At 41.4% G+C, this 23,655-nt stretch carries 21 protein-coding genes and 1 pseudogene; 4 read left to right on the top strand and 18 right to left on the bottom strand.

Annotated features, from left to right (window positions below; all coding sequences use genetic code 11):
• Window positions 1–125 precede the first annotated feature (125 nt).
• The 4 genes from ACFILU_RS01165 to ACFILU_RS01150 form a co-directional block, all read right to left on the bottom strand.
• Window positions 126–899, bottom strand: coding sequence for a hypothetical protein (locus tag ACFILU_RS01165; RefSeq protein WP_375637709.1), 774 nt, complete (start codon window positions 897–899; stop codon window positions 126–128).
• Between the two features lie 280 nt (window positions 900–1,179).
• Complete coding sequence (locus ACFILU_RS01160; RefSeq protein ID WP_375659832.1) at window positions 1,180–3,030, bottom strand: portal protein; 1,851 nt, start codon at window positions 3,028–3,030, stop codon at window positions 1,180–1,182.
• Window positions 3,015–4,376, bottom strand: a complete 1,362-nt coding sequence (locus ACFILU_RS01155) for a PBSX family phage terminase large subunit (protein ID WP_375674407.1) — start codon at window positions 4,374–4,376, stop codon at window positions 3,015–3,017. Before ACFILU_RS01155 ends, ACFILU_RS01160 begins: the two co-directional genes overlap by 16 nt.
• Window positions 4,377–5,074: 698 nt before the next feature.
• Complete coding sequence (locus tag ACFILU_RS01150) at window positions 5,075–5,419, bottom strand: hypothetical protein (RefSeq protein ID WP_375674409.1); 345 nt, start codon at window positions 5,417–5,419, stop codon at window positions 5,075–5,077.
• A 788-nt stretch (window positions 5,420–6,207) separates the two neighbouring features.
• Here ACFILU_RS01150 and ACFILU_RS01145 point away from each other — a divergent pair.
• Together ACFILU_RS01145 and ACFILU_RS01140 are read left to right on the top strand one after the other, a co-directional pair.
• Window positions 6,208–6,471: a hypothetical protein gene (locus ACFILU_RS01145; protein WP_375674406.1), complete on the top strand. Its 264-nt coding sequence runs from the start codon at window positions 6,208–6,210 to the stop codon at window positions 6,469–6,471.
• 64 nt (window positions 6,472–6,535) lie between these two features.
• Window positions 6,536–6,904 carry a helix-turn-helix domain-containing protein gene (locus tag ACFILU_RS01140; protein ID WP_375666979.1) on the top strand — a complete coding sequence of 123 codons (369 nt, stop codon included), beginning with the start codon at window positions 6,536–6,538 and terminating at the stop codon, window positions 6,902–6,904.
• Window positions 6,905–8,510: 1,606 nt separating this feature from the next.
• Here ACFILU_RS01140 and ACFILU_RS01135 read toward each other — a convergent pair.
• The 3 genes and pseudogenes from ACFILU_RS01135 to ACFILU_RS01125 all read right to left on the bottom strand — a co-directional run bounded on the left by ACFILU_RS01135 (window position 8,511) and on the right by ACFILU_RS01125 (window position 11,991).
• A pseudogene (locus ACFILU_RS01135) lies at window positions 8,511–8,904 on the bottom strand (hypothetical protein).
• A 643-nt stretch (window positions 8,905–9,547) separates the two neighbouring features.
• Window positions 9,548–10,783, bottom strand: coding sequence for an MFS transporter (locus ACFILU_RS01130; RefSeq protein ID WP_375674408.1), 1,236 nt, complete (start codon window positions 10,781–10,783; stop codon window positions 9,548–9,550).
• Window positions 10,784–11,688: 905 nt separating this feature from the next.
• The gene (locus ACFILU_RS01125; protein ID WP_375674405.1) at window positions 11,689–11,991 is read right to left on the bottom strand and encodes a hypothetical protein; all 303 of its coding nucleotides are present in this window, start codon (window positions 11,989–11,991) and stop codon (window positions 11,689–11,691) included.
• Between the two features lie 315 nt (window positions 11,992–12,306).
• Between ACFILU_RS01125 and ACFILU_RS01120 the strand changes: the two genes are divergently transcribed.
• Complete coding sequence (locus ACFILU_RS01120) at window positions 12,307–12,678, top strand: helix-turn-helix domain-containing protein (protein ID WP_375674404.1); 372 nt, start codon at window positions 12,307–12,309, stop codon at window positions 12,676–12,678.
• Between the two features lie 403 nt (window positions 12,679–13,081).
• Here ACFILU_RS01120 and clpB read toward each other — a convergent pair whose 3' ends face one another.
• The 3 genes from clpB to ACFILU_RS01105 all read right to left on the bottom strand — a co-directional run bounded on the left by clpB (window position 13,082) and on the right by ACFILU_RS01105 (window position 16,404).
• Window positions 13,082–15,661 carry an ATP-dependent chaperone ClpB gene (gene clpB, locus ACFILU_RS01115; RefSeq protein ID WP_375674403.1) on the bottom strand — a complete coding sequence of 860 codons (2,580 nt, stop codon included), beginning with the start codon at window positions 15,659–15,661 and terminating at the stop codon, window positions 13,082–13,084.
• 196 nt (window positions 15,662–15,857) lie between these two features.
• Window positions 15,858–16,031 (bottom strand): hypothetical protein, encoded by a 174-nt coding sequence (locus ACFILU_RS01110; protein ID WP_375674402.1) that lies wholly within the window; start codon window positions 16,029–16,031, stop codon window positions 15,858–15,860.
• Between the two features lie 244 nt (window positions 16,032–16,275).
• Window positions 16,276–16,404 (bottom strand): hypothetical protein, encoded by a 129-nt coding sequence (locus tag ACFILU_RS01105; RefSeq protein WP_375654323.1) that lies wholly within the window; start codon window positions 16,402–16,404, stop codon window positions 16,276–16,278.
• A gap of 1,015 nt (window positions 16,405–17,419) precedes the next feature.
• On the opposite strand from ACFILU_RS01105, the gene ACFILU_RS01100 reads away from it, so the two are divergent.
• Window positions 17,420–17,791 (top strand): helix-turn-helix domain-containing protein, encoded by a 372-nt coding sequence (locus ACFILU_RS01100; protein ID WP_375674401.1) that lies wholly within the window; start codon window positions 17,420–17,422, stop codon window positions 17,789–17,791.
• A gap of 429 nt (window positions 17,792–18,220) precedes the next feature.
• Here the strand turns inward: ACFILU_RS01100 and ACFILU_RS01095 are convergent, their stop codons facing one another.
• The 8 genes from ACFILU_RS01095 to ACFILU_RS01060 form a co-directional block, all read right to left on the bottom strand.
• A complete protein-coding gene (locus ACFILU_RS01095) occupies window positions 18,221–19,615 on the bottom strand; it encodes an MFS transporter (RefSeq protein ID WP_375674400.1) in 1,395 nt (464 codons plus the stop codon).
• Window positions 19,587–19,886 carry a hypothetical protein gene (locus ACFILU_RS01090; RefSeq protein WP_375674399.1) on the bottom strand — a complete coding sequence of 100 codons (300 nt, stop codon included), beginning with the start codon at window positions 19,884–19,886 and terminating at the stop codon, window positions 19,587–19,589. Before ACFILU_RS01090 ends, ACFILU_RS01095 begins: the two co-directional genes overlap by 29 nt.
• A 167-nt stretch (window positions 19,887–20,053) precedes the next feature.
• Entirely contained in the window at window positions 20,054–20,218 is a 165-nt protein-coding gene (locus ACFILU_RS01085; protein ID WP_375674398.1) for a hypothetical protein, read from the bottom strand.
• Between the two features lie 240 nt (window positions 20,219–20,458).
• The gene (gene yacG / locus ACFILU_RS01080; RefSeq protein WP_375674397.1) at window positions 20,459–20,743 is read right to left on the bottom strand and encodes a DNA gyrase inhibitor YacG; all 285 of its coding nucleotides are present in this window, start codon (window positions 20,741–20,743) and stop codon (window positions 20,459–20,461) included.
• 21 nt (window positions 20,744–20,764) lie between these two features.
• Window positions 20,765–21,478: a Maf family nucleotide pyrophosphatase gene (locus ACFILU_RS01075; RefSeq protein WP_375674396.1), complete on the bottom strand. Its 714-nt coding sequence runs from the start codon at window positions 21,476–21,478 to the stop codon at window positions 20,765–20,767.
• 235 nt (window positions 21,479–21,713) lie between these two features.
• Window positions 21,714–21,932: a translation initiation factor IF-1 gene (infA, locus tag ACFILU_RS01070; RefSeq protein WP_004857577.1), complete on the bottom strand. Its 219-nt coding sequence runs from the start codon at window positions 21,930–21,932 to the stop codon at window positions 21,714–21,716.
• Between the two features lie 247 nt (window positions 21,933–22,179).
• Window positions 22,180–22,365, bottom strand: a complete 186-nt coding sequence (locus ACFILU_RS01065; RefSeq protein WP_375637696.1) for a hypothetical protein — start codon at window positions 22,363–22,365, stop codon at window positions 22,180–22,182.
• Window positions 22,366–23,420: 1,055 nt separating this feature from the next.
• Window positions 23,421–23,655: hypothetical protein (locus ACFILU_RS01060; protein WP_375674395.1), on the bottom strand; the 235-nt coding region annotated here is incomplete at its 5' end.

Below are 23,655 nucleotides of genomic sequence, written 5' to 3'. Positions count from 1 at the left end.
AAAAAACACTCCCCCGCATTCTTCTGCGCCAAAAGCCTCTTAACGTTCCCGAAAAAAACACTCCCCCGCATTCTTCTGCGCTAAAAGCCTCTTAACGTTCCCGCACCCCCCTCACATTCTTGTTTTTAAAATTCTCTTCCCCCCATTAAACGATTAAAAGCGGCTTTATTTTTAGGATCAGAAACCCAAGCGCTAAACTCTGCTTCTGACATTTTATCAAGCATATCCAAAGAAATCGGCCCATTTGGCGTCAAGCCGTTATAAGCAGCAAGAGTACGTGCAGAATTGTGTCTTTCCTGTAAATTTTCACCCATGTTATTGGGAACATTTGTGTAGCCAATTTTTTGTGCAATAGAGTAAATCACTTCAGCCGGATTTTGATTTTTTTGCGCACAATCGCGCAAGATCTGCTTCAACTCATCACCAATCAACGCATCAATATTTTTGGGATCGGCCATCTCAGGATAGAGCGAAGCACAAGCTGCCAATTGTTTAGCCCGTGTTTCATAAATAAAATCAGCTGCTTGATCAAAATCATGATGCTTTTGTTTAACACTGGCAACAGACTGCTGAAAAAACGCATGCAACTGTTCTGCTTCGCGAGCAAGAGAAGGTTGTTGTTTTTCATGTACAAGCCCTTGTTTTTGGAGTGTTTTTCCCAACCATTGCATATAGCCCATAAAGTCTTTTTGCGGATCTGGCGCAGCATCCTCGCCCCCTTGAACCTCTTTTCCAGCCTTTTGCGAAGAGTCCTGTTGTTGAAGCATTTGCCCTTGAAAATTATCTTCAAGAGTTTTTTCTTCTCTTCCAATTTCACCATTTTCTCCCTCTTGTGTTGAGACCAGAAAATCTTGTTTCAATTGGTTTTGTTCTGCCGGCGTTAAGTGTTCTTGATCCATGACATTAGCCTTCTCTTTTTTTTAACAATAAAATAAAATTTTTCAGATAAAACAGCCCCATAAGCACTTATCCCCTCAATGCTCTCTCATCATTTAGCACCAGCATTCCCCACCATGTTCACCCCACATGACGGCAAGCCTCCCTCTCTACCTTGCGTTCCCCCAACAACACTGCCCTATAAAACAGTTCTTTTAAGAAAAGGGAGCCCATGCACTACAAAAATCGATAAGCAATTTATGATATATGGCGTTTATCAGAAGTCACGCATGACAAAGTGTCCTATTGTTGAGCCTTTAGTGTCTGCAACATCTGCATTATCTGCTCTGTCCCCACATTATCCCCCATCTGCGCTGAGGCATTTTGCTCTTCTTGAAAAGAGTTTTGCGCCTTTATCGCAATTTTATGAATAAGTGAAGCTGGTAAAGGCGAATAGCGTAAGAGATCGAGCATAATCTCAGGCGTTGTAAAATTTTGCATCAAAGGCAGCAATTGCATGATCAGTGCAAAAGTACGCTCTTTTTCATTAAGACTTGTTGGTGCATCATCCACGACAATATCATATTCCAAACTTGTCACCATTTCGCGTGTCAGCGGCACATACTGGGCATTTTCATCACCAGCAATACGCACCAACCGCCCATCGGACAGATAATTTTGAATAAGATAGAGAATAATTTTTCCCTGTCGTTGCCGATATCGACGCAACCCATCAAAAAAGGAAGCCAAAAGATTAAGTGACGATTGTCGCCGTTGTTGTTCAAGAATGCCAGGCTGATTGACAGCTCGCGTCCCAATAAATTCAGAAGACAACCCCGTCACCTGTTCGAGAGCGCTCTTTGCTTCATTAAACAATTGGAAAAACCCTTGCGGAAATTGTGCCATGGGTTTAGGCTGGATTCTTCCCCCAGACACCGCCCCACTTTTCAACCAAGTAATACTATCGGCTCTAGCCCAACTCTCGAGGGCTTGTCGATCATCATCAAAAGCATCGCGCTCTGCCATAATTCCGCCTTTTGATTGGCTATTGAGCAAATGCATCACTTGACTAAAATATTTGTTTGCCCACCGTTGCGGATCTTTTGTAGGGCGCACAATTCCATAAAATTGCCGGCTTAACTTATCAAAAGTACCGGTAATACACTCCCATCCCAATTGATTGGGTGGAACCAAGGGCTTATCAGGCGCTTCAAGCAGCTTTCTACCTAAAAATGCCCGTTTGACAATTTTTCTGTTCAACCTTGTTGCTTGAACATGAGGAAAGGTTTTGCTTAAATTTTGGAAATCCTGCTCTGAATAATCGACAAACTTTCCACTTAGAGGCTCGAGAACTTTATAAACCACCTCGCGTTCAAACCAGCGACATTCTACCAATGTCACCATTTTAGGACGTTGATAGCCGCTCCCCTCTTCTCCTTGATACCCCCTCTCGGACTGATAACTTTGTGTCATCCCATCGCTGGTTGAATGTAAAAAACTCTGATGTTTAACCCAATCAGCATTAAGGTCACTCCAATGAACATGGGGAAACATTTCCTGCGCCACAGCAAGGGGTTTTTCATCAATATACCATAAGCGTTGTGCATCAATAAGATTAGACTTGACAGCACTTGCATCCCACACCATTTTCATCGGGTCTAAACGCGCAATGATTGGTTTTCCTTGTGGATCTTGTTCATAATCAAGGCGTGTATCTGTCCAGCCCATTCCGCAAATAATTGCATCTTGAAAAGCATCGGAATCTTCGTATTCCCCGTCAGCTTCATCACGAAACCACTCAGCCGCCCCTGTCAAAATCTGGTTTGCAAAGGCTGCTCCTTCTTGTCGTGGAATAAATTGAACTTGCCTTTTATTATTGCGCTCAGCCCCAATCACGGCATTAATTAAAGGCGCAATACGGTTAAAAGTCATAACCGGTCTGTTTTGTTCGTGCAAGACAGCCAAGTCTTGCTCATTCCATTGCCGTCCATTATAAAAATCGTAATCTTCTTGGGCATTTTTTCGCCATTTTTCGACATGATCAATATCATCCTGATACCAACCCACGAGTTTTTTAAAGAGAGCTTGATTTTCAAGCGTTTCGATTTGATTAAAAGAAGAATCTGTAGAACTATTCATTAAAAAGCCATCCATGAAGTTTGAGAATGGTGAAACGAGCGATAAGGTTTTTTTCGCGCTCTAGCATTTGGCTGTTCATAAGCCACACACATCAGTCCAAAGGCATCGGCCCCATGGCTTGCCCAATCATGTTCAGCGCCTAGTCCGATATTGCGCTGTTCGTCGCGCTTTTCATGATACCAAGCAAGCGCTTTTCTGCCCGCACATGTCGTTTCACGATTAAACCATAGTGCAGGAAACAACCGCCTTACGGATTCGATACGCATTTTCACAGCGCCTGTTCCTTGGTTAGGAATTATTTTGGTTTGAAAACCGGCTTGTTGAAGGGCACTTTCAAAACTCACATTATAGACACGATCTTTTGTTGCGCCATCATGAGGCAAAACCATAAGAGCCTTTTCATATCCCCTTTGAAAGACCCAGCCCACATGTTCTGAGAGAGGTTGACCTTGGGCTTCATAATAATCGAGCACTCGGATTTCCCGTCCAACAAACTGCGCGACCCACAATGCGGTAGCATCAGCCTTTGCGCCTGTTCCCCCGATATCCCAAAAGATTCTCACCTGCATCAAAGGATCACGTGGAACAGTGGTAATCCGCCCTTCCATTTCGGCTTCGAGAAGACATTTCTGATAATAAGCCCCTTGGACAGCTTGGAGATATTCGCCTTCCCAAATATGGTTATACTGCTCTGGTCTTTGCTGCAAATCGTCCATTCGATCACGATTGAGTTTTTCAGGAAATTGCGGATTATCACGCCAATTGATTTCCACCCCTTTGATATGAGGATTATCGACATTTCGGAAACGTTTTTCCACGGCTGCATTTTCATGGCACGGGTTCCATGTGACCCATAATTCTGCATTCCAATCTTTTCCTTCTTCGCGCAAAGTTGGAATAAGTGTTTGCCAAGCAGTCTCAGTCACGGGCTCGGCTTCATCGACCCAACAAAGGAAAACGCGCCCCATTGATTTAATACTTGCGATATTGCGATCAAGCCCAGCAAACACATAGACAATCCGTCCATCTTTTGACTTAATATATTTATCGCCGATTTCATAATAGTCTTGTAAAAAAGGATAAGCTTCGATAGCGCGTTTAATTTCTTCCAAAGAACTTTCATTAAGAGAATTTTGAAATTGCCGTGCACAAAGAATAATACCGCGTTCTCCAGCCATTCCATGGCGATATCCCACCACAGCTGACATCAAAGCAAAAGAACGTGTTTTTCCAGAACCGCGTCCTCCCCAAGCGGCTCGCACATCGGCATTTCCAGTAAAGACAGGAATAAGCTTTGGAATAAGAGCCACTTGAGCCGTATTCTGCTCAATTTTTTGAGAAATTTTCTGAACAGTTGTCATTATAAATTTTCATATTTTAGCAATAATTGCGCTTCACTCTTTTGCTTATCCCAAGTTTAATTATCCCAGAGCAATTGAAGGAAAAGAGCAATTGAACGAAAAACGCCCTTCTCAAAAGCAGCGCTTTACCTTCCTTCATCCTAATATTCAATAAATTTCACTTTTTTGCATGAGATCCCCTTGACCACACCTATGCGCCCCAAAGTCCCTATCCCCCCAAAAATCATTATCTCCAAGGGGTCCCTATTTTCCCCCATCACCGCCCCTCAAACACCGCGCCTGTCATCCCCCCAACCACAAGCACGGTATCCCCCACCCAAATCATAGCCTCAGCACATAGCTCTCGGGCATATCCAAAGCCCAATATCCTCCAATATCATGCCCTCTCAAGCATCACCAATCCTCACACTTGTCTATCCCCCAAGATACCCCCACCAAAACACATGTATCCCGCAAGCATAACACTTCTCTCAAGTTTCATGCCCTCACCTATCAAAACACTGTTCCATATCCACCACACAAATACCCTGCACCAAATCCCCTCCAGCACACGGGCCCTTACGGCATCATTCACCAAAGCCCCTTCCCAGTATCACGAGCGCCCACAAGCACGATAGCCTCCGCTTCAATTCCCTCAAGATAGGCAATCACCAAAGCAGCCCCCTTCCAAGACATCACCCCACATCACCCACCTCAGCCTAACATTTTTCAATATCACAAGCCTCAGTTATCGAGGTATCACACTTCTCCGGTTCGCTATTTTTTGCATTCACTGGTACAATCTCAATACGCGAAACTGTTTTAACCTGCCCTTCTCCAGCCCCCTGAAGAGGCAACACTTTTGCCAGCAGCGAAAAAAACGGTACGGGATTATTGAGAGCATGATACTGAAGATAAGACACCAGCCCATCTTCACCATAGTGATATCCAGCCTGCTCCGCCGCTATCAAAAGAGCTTCATTAAATCGCTTTGTTGTTTTATTTAAAGCCCCTTTTTTCCGCCCTCTTCGACGTAAGGGAAGACAATGTTCATCTACCATCATCATGTTCCTTCCAACTAAAGAGAAACCAAAACCTCAAACACAAAAAATGACATAAAAATCAGCAACAAAATTTGCCAAGCATTCAACAATTAAAAAATGGGACACACCCAAAAAGATAAGAGCCCACATAAAGCCCAAATCCTCCGCATAATTTTACAGATTCACATTTTTACGCTTTTACATCATTACAGAACGCAGCCAAATGAAACTCAAAAACCGCCATCCCCACGCCCCTCTGTAAACACGGGTCTGTCAACAAGCTGATTTCTCGTCTATCAGATTTCCCTGCTGATTATTTCATATGGCTATCCCACACTTCAAAGAATGGTGTTTCATCAAACACGCCAGATAAGCTCTGATCTACAATTCGGCTTCAAAAAGCAAATTTTCCTCTGCTGAATAAAGCTTCCACCCCGCACCGGTTTTAAACTATCATCCAACCTCTTGCCCAATAAATTCCCCTACTAACATCAGATTACCGCCCCCAAACATCCCTATTTTACAGTATAACAGACTAAAAAATATTTTAATTTTCTTGCCAATCTTCTGAAACTACTTTATTGATAGTTCTGTGTTTTTGATCGTCCACGCAACAACCAAGAGGGGTTAAAAGCCCTAAGTTCAGTACATAAAAATCGATACCACTTTGTGGGTATCTCCCGGATTCCGGGAGCTTTTGCTATGTCCAGGTGCTTCTCAGCACTAAAGGCAAAAGGCTGACTGAACTCAGTACTTTTAACTCCCGGAATACTCATGCGAGGGCGCTCGCCCCCAGCGGGGAGCTTGAAGTGCCAACCCAAAATCCATATTTCGCACTTTTTGAAAAAGTACCCAATCTTATAGTCTTTGAAATTATTTTGATTTTTCTTGCCAATCCCTTGAAATTACTTTATCACTCAAAAGGTGCCTTGATCGTCTACGCAGCGATCAATAGGGAGTTGAAGCCCGAAAACTCAAACGTTAATTTACCCCACTTTGTGGGTATCCCGGAGTTCCGGGAGTTTTTGCTATGTCCAAGTGCCATGAGCACTAAAAGCAAAAAGCTGATTTGAGTTCAGTTCTTTCAACCTCCCGGAATACTCATGCGAGGGCGCTCGCAACCGGAGGGGAGCTTGAATTGCAAACAAAAATCCACATTTTAATGACATTTCAATAAGTAAAAAAATCCGTCATAGACGCATTTCAATGGGTCTTTCTCAAAAAGAGTTAGGAAGCTATTTAGGTGTCAGTTTTCAACAAATCCAAAAATATGAAAAAGGTTTAAATCGTGTAAGCGCGGGGTGTTTGCTCGAAATTGCTAAAAAACGAGAGGTTCCTATGAACTTTTTTTATGCGGACCTTTTAACAGCAGATATTCCCACAAAAGAAACTCTCTTACACCACGATCAAGACACATACAGCGAAAAAGAACACGCCCTTTTGAAAAACTTTAGAGAGCTCCAGCCGAAAAAACAAAAAGCAATCTTGTGGTTGATTTCTAATTAGACAGTGGTTAATTTCTGATTAGGCAAAAGCGCATCAATCGACATCCGTTGCCAATGTTCCCCTCTGCCTAAAGCCTTGCCCGCCTGATATCACCACATCTCAAAAAACGGTTTAGGCACCGGTTTACGACATCATAGGATAACAAACTTCAAAATAGGATAAAAACACCAAAACCTTGGAAAAACATCCCCACCCCTCTCACAGAATCTTATCAAAAGATCTCTTCTGATTTAAACGCACAATTCCGATTGTATCATTATGATACCTTTTTACATTTACCTTGTCAAGTTTTTATATTTTTCTTTTGATATTTTTGTGTTTTTCTTTAAGGGAGCCACATCCCTCAAAACACTTTTCCTGCAAAATGCCCCTCATACAAAACACAATGTCTAAAACAACAAGAGCTAAAATAGGCTTCCCCTCTAAATAGGATTTCCCTCTAAATAGGATTTCCCCTCTAATAGGATTTCCCCTCTAAATAGGATTTCCCCTCTAAATAGGATTTCATTGTATTGCTCATTCCACCCGCTTACTAAAAAAACACCTCTCAATGCTTCTCACACCCATTTCACGGATATCCCCCATACAAATATAGATGCAACTATAATTGTTAAGCTCCGCATAGAATATAAACGCCCACCACGATTTTTCTCTCTTCACATCTCTTTACACATCAGCTCTGCAATCTGTTCACAGCCATTCCCCACACACTCTTCTCCAGAAAACGCACTTCAACAGCACTCTTCATCCCAACTTTCTCCTCCATTCACGAAGACACTTTCCCCCAATCCTTCTCACCACTCCATACAATAACAATATATTGATTTATAATGATAATTTAGCATTATTTATATTGATTGAGAGTTCCGAATATCGTAAGATTCTCTCATTTCAAATCCCTCCCATGTTGAATCAATCAAAATCATTCGCTTCCACGTTAAAAGCGAGGAGAGCCCGTGTAAAACTATTAAGAAAGGAGTAAAATGGCTCTTATGAACCTTTCCAAGAGCTGTCACAACATTAGGGGCTAGCAAATATAATGATAATACCCAGCTTGCTTCTTCATAAGTGTAAAGATAGGGGTGCTCAATGGATTTATCATTATACCATGACAAAAAACACGCACAATATATAAATCCATAAATCCTCCGCTTCATTTTACAGATTCACATTTTTACGCTTTTACATCTTCACAGAACGCAGCCAAAGGAACCCCCCAAACCACCACGCGACAATTTGATAAAAACAAAACACCTTTCCAACAATCTCAAACAACAGATTTCTGTAAAGAGTTCATATGAATTTGATTGTTTAGATCTGACTATTAGATTGGCATATAGAGCCGTAGAACAGAAAGTAATTTTCTATAAGACAGAAACGATAAAAGCGCTATATAATTGAGACAGAACATGAAGGATTGCAAACAGATAAAACGACATCTTTCTTCGTTACAACACTGAAATTGTAAACGAGACGACGAATAATTGTCGTCTGAATATGCAATTTTCATATCTGCAAATTTTTATTGATTAATTTAATCCCAACACTTCCCCTGAAACACATTTCTTCATTATCTACTTCTTTGAGACAAACCGGCAAAGGGGTTTCATCTATTATAAGTACGGAAATAATAACGCGTTACTCCAACCTCATCATAAGAAACCATAGACAGAATACCTGTCTTTATTGGCATTATTTGATAAGTCAAGATTACACCATTTTGCTGTTTGTTTGGTTGATCTGTATAGATCACGTTATATCCATTCCGTCGCAAGAGATCAATAAATACAGGAGTAAAGTTGTCTTCTGTTTTATTTTTTTTCACAATAAGTGTTGTTGTAGCGTGCGGTAAAGGTTTTTTAAGATTACGAACAAAATCGTTAGCAATTAATTTTATCATCTTTCGTAATATTTGGACTGACATAACTTGATGAATAATTATTGATAGATGCACAACCAGCCACCAATACAAGCGGTAACGGAAATAAATATTTTGACATCTTAACTCCCCTATTAATTGTATTCTCTTCTGAGAAGCTCCTACACCAGAAATAAGAGCATCCTTTCAAAGAATAGCCTTAACAACATACTGCTTTACTATCAAGCATTAGTTAATCACTTTCTCGCTTGTTTAAAAAACGACCACCATCTCTCATAGTACTCAAAGCTTATGTTTAAGACACAAAATATATATGTTAAAAGTACGAAAAAACACATGTAAAGCATATAGTATATGTATACTTACTTTCATGGTGTGTTGCATTACATAAACCAACGCACAGCACCCTTCATTTCCCCTCCATTCACGAAGACACTTCCCCCCAATCCTTCTCACCCCTCCATATCATGACAAAAAACATGCACAATATATGAACCCATAAATCCTCCACTTCACTTTTACAGATTCACATTTTTACGCTTCTCCACATTTACAGAACAAAGCCAAGGAAAGGTTCACCACCCCGTACCACTCTATAAACAACGGTCTGTAAAGAATTCAAATGCTTGCCTAGCAAGTTTCCACCACTGACCACTCATTCGTTTCAGATCACCCCCTTCAAAGAGCTGTGTTTTTACCTCATGAATAAGATAATTAGCAAACCGTCTTTAGAAAAAAGAAACGGCATGGAGATATCAAATATATCAATGGTCGTCATCGACTGTCGTGTTAAGGGGTGTTAACTCTTTATTTTTCTTAATTTTTACAACGCCAATAATTCCGGTGGAAATAATTAATGCGGACATCGCTAAAAAAGAGCTTAACAATCCCACGAGAGCCAAAAGTCCAGCAATAAAGCCAGACATTGCTTCCGCAGAGTTTGCTAAAGTTGAAAAGGTTCCAAAACTCTTACCAAAATCTTCACGACGAGAATATAATTGAATAGCTGAGACTAAACCAATATCCACAAAGGCACCAATAAATCCTAAAACAAATGCTAACACGAGAAGGAATTTTAAATAAATTTCTGCAGCTAAGGGCATAACAAACAGAATAACCCCATAAAGAAGCCAAAATATCATGAGCTTCAACGAAGTAATATTTAATATAATTTTACTATATAACAAACCACCAACAATAGTTCCAACAGCCATGAGAGAAAAAATATAACTCACAAAGCTTTCCTCTCCCCCCACAAAAAGAACAAAAGCTGGAATTAAAAATCTTAAAATTGCACCCGTAAAGAGAATAGCAAACGACGAGCCAACGAGCGTAATAAATAAATTATTATTTTCTGTAGAAATATATTTAAGATATGAAGCTGTGTCTCGATAAATTTTTATAAAATTGAATGATTTATTCTCGCTTGAATTTAAATTCATGAGATTAAATAACATGATAATAGATATAAAATAGGTAAAAAAATCAAAAATGAGTACTGCCGATTTATTTGCTAAAAAAAGCAGTATGGAACAAACCAAAGGGCCAATGACGGCTGCCGTTTCCATGATAATTTGAGCAATGCTATTGGCTTTTGTAAGATCTTTTATTGAAAACATTCTGGGAATAGCAGCTTGAAAACTTGGTTGGAAAATACTTCTTCCTATCGTTGTACATATTGCTGCAAAAATAAGAACAATGATATGTGCCGTACCTGTTATATAAGTTATAAAAACAAACAATGAAGCTAATAATCTAACAACTTCACTTAAGATCATATTTTTCTTCAAAGAAAAATTATCCGCTAACCAACCTCCTATAGGGCCAAAAAAGAGAAAAGGGATAAATCGAAAAAAATACACAAGACCTGTAAAAAAGGTGTTATCTGTTAATTCTAAGACCAGTAAAATAAAAACAACTTCATAAGCATAATCACCAACTTTGGAAATAAAGAGAGAGCAAAAAAGAGCTAATGGACTCTTTTTTAAAAACAAATTCATATCAACCATCCGATATTAAACTTTTCTACACTTAAAGTTACACTTCCTTCGATACAATTGGTGATATGAACTTCAGAAGAGTCTTTTATTCTAATAAATCGCTTAATAAGTTAAGTAAAAATTTTTAAAGAAATACTCCTCTTGATATAAGCATTTAGACCAATATCAAGTAATATATTAATTTTTCTTGCTTATTTGCTTTAAAAAAAGAAAGAATGTAAAAATTATGAGATCAAAATCTGCTATATTAGTACACTGACTTCCAACCCACGTCTCAAAGAATGAAAATTCCCAACCAGCACTAGTCTACAATCCCACGACAAAAAGCAGCTTTCCCCACAAAATAAAGCTTACACCCACCCACTCCTCAAACGACAGCACTTCGTCAGGCTCGACAAATCAAGCCCTATCTTCTTAAGCCGCCATCCATCACACATCTCTTTGCAACACCCGCCTTACCCACACTCTCCTCTTATCCATGCGCACTCTCTTCATCCTCCATTCCCCCCTTTTCTCTCCCATCACACACTTAACAACTGAACACCCCTCTTCCTCCCAGCTTCCCCCTCCATTCACGAAAACACTTCCCCCCAATTCTCGCACCACATTCCACGCCCCCAAAAGCCCAAAGTGACCAAAAACACGCACAATATATAATCCACAAATCCCCCACTTCACTTTTACGGATATACGTTTTTACATCATTACAGAACGAAGCCAACGAAAGGTTCACCACCCCGCACCGCTCTATAAACAATAGTCTATAAACGAACCCAGCTTTTTGCCTAGTACCCTTACAATCTTCAGACACCCCCCCCTCAAACGACAGCACTTCATCAGGCTCAACAAATCAAGCCCTGCCCTCAAATATTCTAGCTCTTCACTCCCCCTAAAAGAGCAGTGTTTTACGGCATAATAGAATAGAAAATTCTTGATTGTTCTTGCCAATCTTCTGAAATTACTTTATCACTTAAAGTGTAATTTTGGTCGTCTACGCAACGATCAATAGGGATTAAAAACCCGAAGACTTGACACATAAATTTATCCCGCTTTGCGGGTATCCCGGGATTCCGGGAGATTTTGCTATGTCCAGGTGCTTTGGCACTAAAAGCAAAAAGCTGAGTCAAGTCAGTGTTTTTAACTCCCGGAATACCAATGCGAGGGCGCTCGCCCCCAGCGGGGGCTTGAAGTGCCAACCCAAAATCCATATTTCGCACTTTTTTAAAAAGTACCCAATCTTATAGTCTTTGAGATTATTTTCATTTCTCTTGCCAATTTTCTGAAACTACTTTATTACTTAAAGGGTGAGTTTGGTCGTATACGCGACGATCAATAGGGAACTGAAAGCCCGAAACCTCGATACATAAGAATGAACCCACTTTTGTGGGTGTCCCGGGATTCCGGGAGATTTTGCTATGTCCAGGTGCGATGAGCACTAAAAGCAAAATGCTGATTCGAGGTCAGTGCTTTCAGGCTCCCGGAATACCAATGCGAGGGCGCTCGCAACCGGAGGGGGGCTTGAAGTGCCAACTAAAAATCCACATTTTATCGACATTTTAATAGGTAAAAGAATCCGTCACAGACGCATTTCAATAGGACTTTCCCAAAAAGAATTAGGAAGCCATTTAGGTGTCAGTTTCCAACAAATCCAAAAATACGAAAAAGGCTCAAACCGTGTAAGTGTCAAATGTTTACTAGAAATCGCCAAAAAACTAGATGTCCCCATACACTTCTTTTATGCAGACCTTGCCACAAAAGAAGATCTTTCAACAAAAGAAACTCTCTTACACCACGATCAAGAAACCTATAGCGAAAAAGAACAGGCACTTTTAAAAAACTTTAGAGAACTTCAGCCGAAAAAACAAAAAGCAATCTTGTGGTTGATTTCTGATTAAGCAAAAGCGCAACGATCAACATCATTCCATTCATATTCCCCTTAAGTCGAATTCAAACCAGCACACCCCTTCAAAGAGCAATGTTTTACGGCGAATAAACAGCATTTCTCTTTAACGCTTTTACGCACAAAGCAATAAAGCAATAAAGCAATAAAGCAATCCCGCTTGTGACTTCACTTATAACATTGCAAGAAAATAGTTTTCACGACAAACAGAAGTAAAAGAATCCTACGATATTCGAGAACGCTGATTTAACATGCAAAAACACCGACCATTCCCTTTGCTTTGCGATAAAACACCGCTGTTTCATAGTGAATTTTTCTAAATCAGCACGCCTCAAAGAGCGGTGTTTTATCACATAATAGGATTATCACCGCTCTTTATAGCGTGAATTTCTCCACACTTAATCTTCAGGCAAAAATTCCAACCGATCTCCTTGTTTTGTAATTTTCACCGTTGTCTCATCATGAATTTTTCCAAATAAGATATTTTCCGCCAGTGGATCTTGAATTTCTTTTTGGATAATCCGTTTAAGCGGACGCGCACCATAGAGCGGATCATAGCCCTTATCGGCAAGAAATTTTCTCACTTCTGGCTCGATTTGCAAAGTTATTTTGCGTTCATTGAGCAAATTTTGCAAATGTTCTATCTGAATATCGACGATCGCTTCCATATCGTGACGTTGCAGCCTTTGAAAGAGAATAATCTCATCAATACGGTTTAAAAACTCAGGACGGAAAGCCGCTTTAACGACATTCATAACATCATTTTTTGCCTGCTCAACGGTTTGCCCTTCAGGCAAAGCAGTTAAAAATTCAGCACCAAGATTAGAAGTCATAATCAGCAAGGTATTGCGAAAATCGACGGTACGTCCTTGACTATCGGTCAAACGTCCCTCATCCAACACTTGCAACAAGAGATTAAAAATATCAGGGTGTGCTTTTTCAATTTCGTCGAATAGAATGACCTGGTAAGGTCTTCTACGTACAGCTTCGGTCAGCACCCCACCCTCTTCATATCCAACATATCCAGGTGGCGCCCCAATCAGCCGCGCCCCAGCATGCTTTTCCATATATTCCGACATATCGATGCGCAACATGGCATTGGAGTCTTGGAAAAGAAAAGCGGCAAGTGCTTTGGTTAATTCGGTTTTTCCCACACCGGTAGGACCCAAAAACATGAAAGAGCCAAGCGGGCGATTGGGATCTTGCAACCCTGCGCGCGCACGGCGTACAGCGCGAGAAACAGCTTGAACAGCCTCTCCCTGCCCAATCACACGTTTGCTAATTTCATCTTCCATACGCAACAGCGCCTCCCGTTCTGCCTCCAGCATTCGATCAACAGGAATACCGGTCCAGCGTGAAACAATCCGCGCCACATGTTCAGCAGTAACCGTCTCTTCAACGAGGTGATTTTGTTGATCATCATTTTCCGCGATACTCAATTGTTTTTCGAGTTCAGGAATAACGCTATAAGCGAGCTCTCCAGCGCGTTGGAATTGTCCATCACGTTGTGCAATAGCCAAAGCATTACGAGCTTCTTCGAGTTGTTTTTTCAAATCAGCAGCATGCCCTAATTTTTGTTTCTCAGCCTGCCAAGCACTTGTCATCTCAGCGGACTGTTGTTCCAATGTTTTGAGTTCCTCCTGCACATTTTCCAAACGTTCTTTTGCTGTTGGCTCGACATCTGTTTTCAAAGCTTCCCGTTCGATCTTCAACTGTAAAATACGCCGATCAACAGCATCGAGTTCTTCCGGCTTTGAATCGACCTGCATGCGCAACCGTGCCGCCGCTTCATCGATAAGGTCAATAGCTTTATCCGGCAAGAAGCGATCCGTAATATAGCGGTTAGACAAACGCGCCGCCGCAATCAAAGCACTATCAGCCAAGCGCACTTTGTGATGTTGTTCATATTTTTCCTTAATACCGCGCAAGATAGAAATAGTATCTTCTAAAGAGGGTTCCGGCACAAAGACAGGCTGGAAGCGGCGTGCAAGAGCAGCATCTTTTTCGACATATTTTCGATATTCATCGAGCGTAGTAGCCCCCACACAATGGAGTTCTCCGCGTGCAAGAGCAGGTTTTAACAAGTTAGAAGCATCCATAGGACCGTCAGATTTTCCAGCCCCAACGAGATTATGCAATTCATCGATAAACAAAATGATCTGCCCATTTTCAGCTTGCACCTCTGCCAACACCGCTTTGAGGCGCTCTTCGAATTCCCCACGATATTTTGCACCAGCGATAAGCGCTCCCATATCCAACGCATGAAGCTGTTTATCCCGCAAAGTTTCAGGCACATCGCCATTAACAATGCGCAATGCCAACCCTTCCACGATAGCTGTTTTCCCCACCCCAGGCTCACCGATAAGCACAGGATTATTTTTGGTCCGCCGTGAAAGCACCTGAATAGTGCGGCGGATTTCCTCTTCCCGCCCAATCACAGGGTCGAGTTTTCCTTCACGGGCATCTTTTGTGAGATCACGGGCATATTTTTGCAAAGCATCATATTGGCTTTCGGCATGGGGGCTTGTTGCTGTTTTTCCTTTCCGCAAATCATTAATAGCCTCATTAAGCGCCTGCGCTGTCAACCCTCCGTTTGTAAGAATATCAGCAGTTTTTGCGGTCTTTTCCATGATCAGCGCTTGCAACACACGCTCAACGGTCACAAATTGATCACCGGCTTTTTTCGCCAAATCTTCCGCCATGTTAAAGACTTTTGCCAACGGCTGAGAGAGATAGAGCTGTCCATTCCCCCCTTGCACTTTAGGCAAAGCATCAAGTGCTTCGTTAAGCGCCTTTCGAATAAGAGTAAGATCACCACCCGCTTTTTGGATCAGTGATGCTGCCAATCCTTGAGAATCGTCTAACAACACTTTCAACAGATGCTCCGGCAAAAACTGCTGATGATCAGAAGCAAGGGCACCACTTTGTGCTGATTGTAAAAAAACCTGCACGCGTTCGCTATATTTTTCCAAATTCATTTTTTTTCCTTAAATCTCAAGCCACCACCGCACTTTAAATTCCCCCAACATTCCACAAAAGAGACATCTTCAAAGGACAGCCCACCCCCCACAAAACACCGCAAATGATGCCGCATGAAGAAGAACCGTAGTGCTAAAAAGAATATGGGTTTTTACACGCCTCATAGCAAGAGGGGGGAAAAAATACGCTATCAATTTAAACAAAAACCGCAACTCCCCTATACGCCCCACCATCACCAACCCCACCAGCCCAGCTTCCCCACCAGCCCAACCCCAACCGGCCTAGCCCCACTATTACAGTCTCTTCACCCCCAATGCTCCCATCGATGTCAGACAAAAGCCCACCATGACAAAAACACGCACAACACATAGCCCCCCACTCCTTTTTCACAAACACATTTTTACGCTTTTACATCTTTACAGAACGAAGCCAAGGAAAGGCTTACCACCCCACACCGCTTTGTAAACACTGTTCTGTAAAAGAACCCAGCTTTTTGCCTAGTCCCCCGTCTTCAGACTCCCCTCCTCAAACGACAGCACTTCATCAGGCTCAACAAATCAAGCTCTATCTCCTTAAATCACCATTCCTTCACGCACCTCTTTGCACCACCGCCTTACCAACACTCTCCTCCTATCCATGCGCACTCTCTCCATTCTCCCTTCCCGTTTTGCTCTCCCGTCACACACTCACAACTTAACAGCACTCTTCCTCCCAACTTCCATTCACAGACTCTTTCCCCCATTTATCTCGCCACATTTCTCACCATGACAAAAACACACACAACACATAGCCCCCACTCCTTTCTCACAAACACATTTTTACGCTTTTACATCTTTACAGAACAAAGCCAACGAAAGGCTCACCACCCCACACCGCTCGATAAACACTGTTCTGTAAACAATCCAACTTCTTATCTCAAAGGCCCCCTACTGATCACTTTGTATAGTTATCACCCACCCCACAAACGAAACTGTTTCATTAGACTAGACAGATAAGTCCAGCCTAAAACATTTATCACACACTCTAAAAAACGCCTAAATGTGAATATTGATATGCTGATATCACACCCCTCCAAATAGCGCCGTTTTATGGCATAACAGAATAGAAAATTTTTGATTGTTCTTGCCAATCTTCTGAAATTACTTTATCACTTAAAGTGTCATTTTGATCGTCTACGCAGCGATCAACAGGGAAAACAGGTCCTAAACCCTAGCGTACAATTGAGCCTACTCTTGTGGGTTTCCCGGAATTCCGGGAGTTTTTTGCTATGTCCAGGTGCGTTTCCGCACTAAAAGCAAAAAGCTGACTAGGGTTCAGTACTTGTTGCTCCCGGAATACCAATGCGAGGGCGCTCGCAACCGGAGGGGGGGCTTGAAGTGCCAACCAAAAATCCAAATTTTATCGACATTTCTGATTAAGCAAAAGACGCGATTTATAATCCATATTTCGCACTTTTTTAAAAAGTACCCAATTTTATAATCTTTGAGATTATTTTCATTTCTCTTGCCAATCTTCTGAAATTACTTTATTGATAAGCACGTGTTTTTGATCGTCCACGCAACGATCAAATAGGGAGCTAAAAGCCCGAAAGCTTAATACATAAATTTATCCCGCTTTGCGGGTATCCCGGAATTCCGGGAGCTTTTGCTATGTCCAGGTGCGTTTCCGCACTAAAAGCAAAAAGCTGATTAAGCTCAGTACTTTTAGACTCCCGGAATACCAATGCGAGGGCGCTCGCAACCGGAGGGGGGCTTGAAGTGCAAACCAAAAATCAAAATTTTATCGACATTCTGATAGGCAAAAGAATCCGCCACAGACGCATTTCAATGAGCCTTTCCCAAAAAGAATTAGGAAGCCATTTAGGTGTCAGTTTTCAACAAATCCAAAAATACGAAAAAGGCTTCAATCGTGTAAGCGCAGGATGTTTACTCAAAATCGCCCAAAAACTGGAAGTTCCTATAAGCTTTTTTTATGCAGACATTGCTACAAAAGAAGATATCTCAACAAAAGAAAATACCCCACTCCGTGATCAAGAAACCTATAGCGAAAAAGAACACACTCTTTTGAAAAACTTTAGAGACCTCCAGCCAAAAAAACAAAAAGCAATCTTATGGTTAATTTCTGATTAGGAAAAAGAGCAACAATTAACATACCCCCGCCTAAAGTTTCCCATACCTGATATCACCATACCTCCAAGAGTGATGTTTTATGGCATATAAGATAATTTACACTATAGTTTGTTTTCTGTTTCCATTATTGCTTCAAGCCAAGCTGATTGAGGATTAGCAGCTGAGTTTTTAAGTTTGACTATTCGTAGCAAAGCGGAGTTAAACAAAAATGACATTATCGCTCAAAACCATGCCCCCTATTGAGTTTACGAGACGGTAGAACAGTGTCAAAAAGGCAAAGCCCCGAAAAAAAAACAAAAATATGAGCGGTTAAGTAAAAATCAAAAATTGAATCTATAACGTTGAAAAAGCTGCTCTATGTTGGATTATCTCCACGTCCTCTAAACCTCAGAAAAATGATTTAAAACATTTGTTTCGTTGATGAGCCAATCATTGAGAACGAATAATAGACAAAGAACGGTTCACCAATATCCTGATAGCCAAGAAACAGAATAATCCACTCAATCCAGAAAGAAGGAACAATTTTCCAGCCGAAGTGTGACCTAAAACAAACGCTCCAACAAATGGCGCTACCAACATCGCTAAATTTTGTATAGACTGCACCCATCCGGAAGCCACCCCAATCTGTTCATTGAAATTGCTTACCAGATAAACATTAGAAGATATGGAAAAGTAAGCACTAACCATTCCAATAAGGAAAAAACAAAGCAACAAAGTCTCAATACGGAGTAAATCAAAGTAAAAAAAGCACACTGAGATCATGACAAAACCAATCATTGTTGACATTGCCGGCATTAACAACTCCGATATTTTGCCTGTAAGGGGTTTATGCTTTGATTGTTTCACACGCCAAAACCCATAGAGAAAATTACCAATCGCTGAAGCAGATACCAGCATTCCAAGAGTCTGTTTATTCATTTTCATTGCACTAAGAATAACCGGCAACTGATTATTCACCATAAAGATCATGGCAAAATACACAAACATCACCGCCACATAGGCATACCAAGTTGTCCCATAAAGCCTATGCTTTGATTTTATGGTATTCGCTGTTTTTATCATGAGTGACGAGACAGGTTGTGCACCAATACAACAAAACACAATAAAGCCTAGCAATGTCAAAAATCCAGAAAATAATAAAGTATAGGTATCTGATAAAAGTACAGACAGAGCACTCCCCAAAGCAGGTCCTATCATCTTTGCTGCGCTATTGATCATGTTAAGCACAGAATAGTAACGAGTCCGTCCGTTTTCAGGCACAGAATTTGCACTAAGAACGGAAATTGCAGGCATGGCTAGACTATTGAATGTCGCTCGAATAACTGCCAATATAATAAATCCTTGCAAACTCGTCGCCAGCAATAAACCGACAGTACATAACGCCCGTAACAGCAATGACGCCCGCAACCAATGGATCATAGAACGGTGACTGACCAACATTCCAATTGGCTTAGACAGAACGATACCCGGTAATAATGTTGCCGCTCCAATAAAAGCGACATCATATTGATCAGCTTTCCAAGTAAACACAGATACGGTCAAAATCACGATATAATCAATCCAACCCCCAAATGACACCATGCCATTACCCAGCAAAAGCACCAATAAGCGATTGTTTGTTGCCCCGTCTATTTGCACCAAAACACGCACCCCCTCTTTTTCGTTCGCAATACTGATGAGATGATCAATGCTTCCATCCCACCCTAAAGGCATCAATAAGCGATTGTTTGTTGCCCCGTCTATTTGCACCAAAACACGCACCCCCTCTTTTTCGTTCGCAATACTGATGAGATGATCAATGCTTCCATCCCACCCTAAAGGCATCAACAACCTCCCACCCTAAAGGCATCAATAAGCGATTGTTTGTTGCCTCATCTATTTGCACCAAAACACACCCCCCCTCTTTTTCGTTCGCAATACTGATGAGATGATCAATGCTTCCCTCCCACCCTAAAGGCACCAACAACCTTCCGCAACAAAGCACCAACAAGCGATTGTTTGTTGCCCCGTCTCTTTGCACCAAAACACGCCCCCCTCTTTTTTCCTTAGCAATACTAATTGAACTATCAATTCTTCCCTCATACCCTAAAGGCATCAGCAACCTTCCCGCAACAAAGCACCAACAAGCGATTTTTTATTGCCCCANTAAAGGCATCAGCAACCTTCCCGCAACAAAGCACCAACAAGCGATTTTTTATTGCCCCGTCTATTTGCACCAAAACACGCACCCCCTCTTTTTCGTTCGCAATACTGATGAGATGATCAATGCTTCCATCCCACCCTAAAGGCATCAGCAACCTTCCCGCAACAAAGCACCAACAAGCGATTTTTTATTGCCCCGTCTATTTGCACCAAAACACGCACCCCCTCTTTTTCGTTCGCAATACTGATGAGATGATCAATGCTTCCCTCCCACCCTAAAGGCACCAACAACCTTCCGCAACAAAGCAATTTATAATTATCAATGGTAACAAAACCACTGATGCTAAGTCTTAGATATGTATTAAATTTTTCATCATTGATTGAACTTAATCTGCGTCTCTACGAATGATGACAATAAGCAAGCCGTTAATCCATCTCTTGAATTCATTTACGATAATCCCGCGCGCCTCCCCTTCAGCTCCCACACAAAAAACGCTCTAAGCGTTCTCTCCTCAAGAGAACTCTTTATTCTTCTTCATCACTTTTCTGCGGTGGAGGTGGTAAAATATAAGCGCCTGAAAGCCAACGATTAAGATCAATGGCTCGGCATCGTGTGGAACAAAAAGGATAAGAAGATTTTTGTGACATCTGACCACAAATAGGACAAGGATGCGGTGGTCGAGTCTCTTTTTGCAAATTGAGCTCTTTTTTTTCTTGGCGCACCTTTGTCATCTGCTCCTTCATTAATTTTTCTTCTGTTCCTTTTTTTTCATTTTTGTTTTTCTCTTTTTGTTGCTTTTCACCTTGCATTGATCTTGCCCTAAAGTTTTTCTAATGCATTTCTTCAGCCCAGAGCGTGAAAAGTGGATAGTTATAAGCGGTCAAGAGATCAACTGTTTCAGCCAAAGGCAAACCCACAACATTAGAATAAGAACCAGCCATATGGGCAACGAAAGCACCGGCTTTTCCCTGAATAGCGTAGCCACCAGCTTTCCCTTCCCATTCACCAGAAGCAAGGTAAGCCTTCATCATGGCAGAAGTTAAGCGTCTAAAACGGACACGACTTTCAACCAATTTTACGGTTATTTTTCCATGTTCATTGAGCGCACAAATGGCGCCATAGACCTTATGCGCCCGCCCAGAAAGGTATCGCAAACATTCATAAGCCTCATCTTCACCCTCTGGTTTGGGGAGAATGGTGCGCCCCACAGCCACCACCGTATCAGCCGCCAAGATAATCATTTTCTGTCCAAGTAATTTTCCTTGACCATTCTGCAACTCATCTTGACCATTCTGACTGTACCAGCGCAAAATCTCTTGGGCTTTCAGCGCTTTTTCTTTTGCCAAACGTTTGGCAAGCTTTGCAGGATGTTCTTTTAATTTTGGTGTTTCATCAATATCACTTGCATAAACCTGCTGCGGATCAATCCCTATTTGTGCCAAGAGCGCTAAACGCCTTGGCGAAGCGGAGGCAAGCACCAAATGAATTTCTTCTGTAAGAGTATCTGCCAAACGTTTTTCCCCCCACTCTCTTATATTTCTCATTTCCACCCCTTCACAATTGACTTCCCTCTCACCCCCCTTTTACGCACCCCCTTTTAAGCACCCCCTTTTAAGCACCATTAATCTCCTTATCCTTTTTTTGCATTGATTTTACAGTTTTTCAAGGACCTTCAAATACTTCCCTTTTTTCACTCATGAAAAGCAAACTAAAAAACTGTTAAAAAATAATAGAAATAATATGATAGCTTTTAGAAAAAAGCACAAGCCACCCACGAGGCTACTTATAGCGATATGTAATACGCCCTTTTGTCAAATCATAAGGTGTCATTTCCACCATGATTTTATCACCGGCCAACACCCGTATACGATTTTTCCGCATTCTACCAGCGGTATGGGCAATAATTTCATGATCATTTTCCAGTTTCACACGAAACATCGCGTTAGGTAAGAGTTCAGTAACGATACCAGAAAATTCTAAAACTTCTTCTTTTGACATAAACAAACATTTCCTTTACAGTGCACATATTTTGTTAAGCTGCGCGTTATTTCCAGCGTTCATACCCTATTTTCTTAAGTTTGTGAATAAAAATTCCACAAAAAGGGAAAGGTTTTTCAAGTTTACTCTCTCATGTTCTCAAAAAACATCACCTCACACCTTAAGAATCAAAACTTTCTCTCCACCAATTTTACCCGCTAATTTCCTTCAATTTTTATGATGATTTTGGTTTCAGTATGACAAGAAATTACGCTAATTTTTCCCCTAAAGCATTTTCCCAATACCTCTGACTAATCCCTCCACAACTTACAAACAATCCTCCTCCCTCCAACTTTTCCTCACCTTCCGCCTTCCACACCTTAAACATGCGCCCTTCAGATAAACACCATTCCCCACACCAAAAGCCCCCTCCTTTTTTCAAAACCTTGTCCATTCTTTACACACCATTCACAACATGCTTCACCGCCCCCCTCCACACTCTATGTATTCCCGTACACCCTTGCCCCATTTTCCCTCTCTCCACACATTTCCTCTAAGCCAGTCCTTTCATTTATGTTTCTCTCCCTACCTTCGAAAACACGATCCCCATACATTGCGTATCATTAACCACAACGCCCCTAACAACATAAAGCCTTTCCTTTTTTGCACATTTACGTTTTCACGCTTTTACAGATTCACAGAATAAAGCCAAATGAAACTTCCACCCCACGCCACTCTATAAACAATAGTATTAACCCAGCTTCTTGCCTAGCCAATCTCCCCCAAGCACTTCAGATCACCCACCCTCAAACGAGATTATTTCATCAAACGCGACAAAAAAATCCAGCCTAAAATATTCATCACACTCTAAAAAAACACGTTGATAAATTGATATGCCGGATATCACCACCCCTATAAGCTCCCCTTCTAATCATGATTTCGGAGCCGCGTGAGAGGGACAAAACAAGCCGTTAAGTTCTGGGGGTCAAGGACGCCGTTAGGCGCCATGTAATGGTCTCCTTGACCTTAAGAACCTAGGATTGTTAGTCCCCTCATTAAACGCGGGTCTGATCTCATGATTTTGGTGAGCGTTCCGGAGAGTTAGAGAGACGGAAAGCCTCTCATTAAAAAATAAAGTTTATAAATAAAAACTATTTTTATTTGCCAATCTTCTGAAATTATCACTTAAAGTGTAAGTTTGGTCGTATACGCAACGACCAATAGGGAACTGAAAACCCGAAGACTTGACACATGAATTTATCCCGCATTGCGGGTATCCGGGAATTCCGGGAGATTTTGCTATGTCCAGGTGCGTTTCCGCACTAAAAGCAAAAAGCTGAGTCAAGTCAGTGTTTTCAGACTCCCGGAATACCAATGCGAGGGCGCTCGTAACCGGAGGGGGGCTTGAAGTGCAAACCAAAAATCCAAATTTTATCGATATTTTGATAGGAAAAAAAAACGCGATTTATAATCCATATTTCGCGCACTTTTTTAAAAAAATACCCAATCTTATAGTCTTTGAGATTGTGTTGATTTTTCTTGCCAATCTTCTGAAATTACTTTATCACTTAAAGTGTAAGTTTGGTCGTATACGCAACGATCAATAGGGAACTGAAAACCCGAAGACTTGACACATGAATTTATCCCGCATTGCGGGTATCCCGGAATTCCGGGAGATTTTGCTATGTCCAGGTGCGTTTCCGCACTAAAAGCAAAAAGCTGAGTCAAGTCAGTGTTTTCAGAC

The sequence above is a fragment of the Bartonella sp. CL100XZDX genome (assembly GCF_042195375.1).
GTDB lineage: Bacteria > Pseudomonadota > Alphaproteobacteria > Rhizobiales > Rhizobiaceae > Bartonella.
Note: the sequence above shows the minus strand (reverse complement) of the source record. Positions and strands in the feature narration are given on the sequence as shown.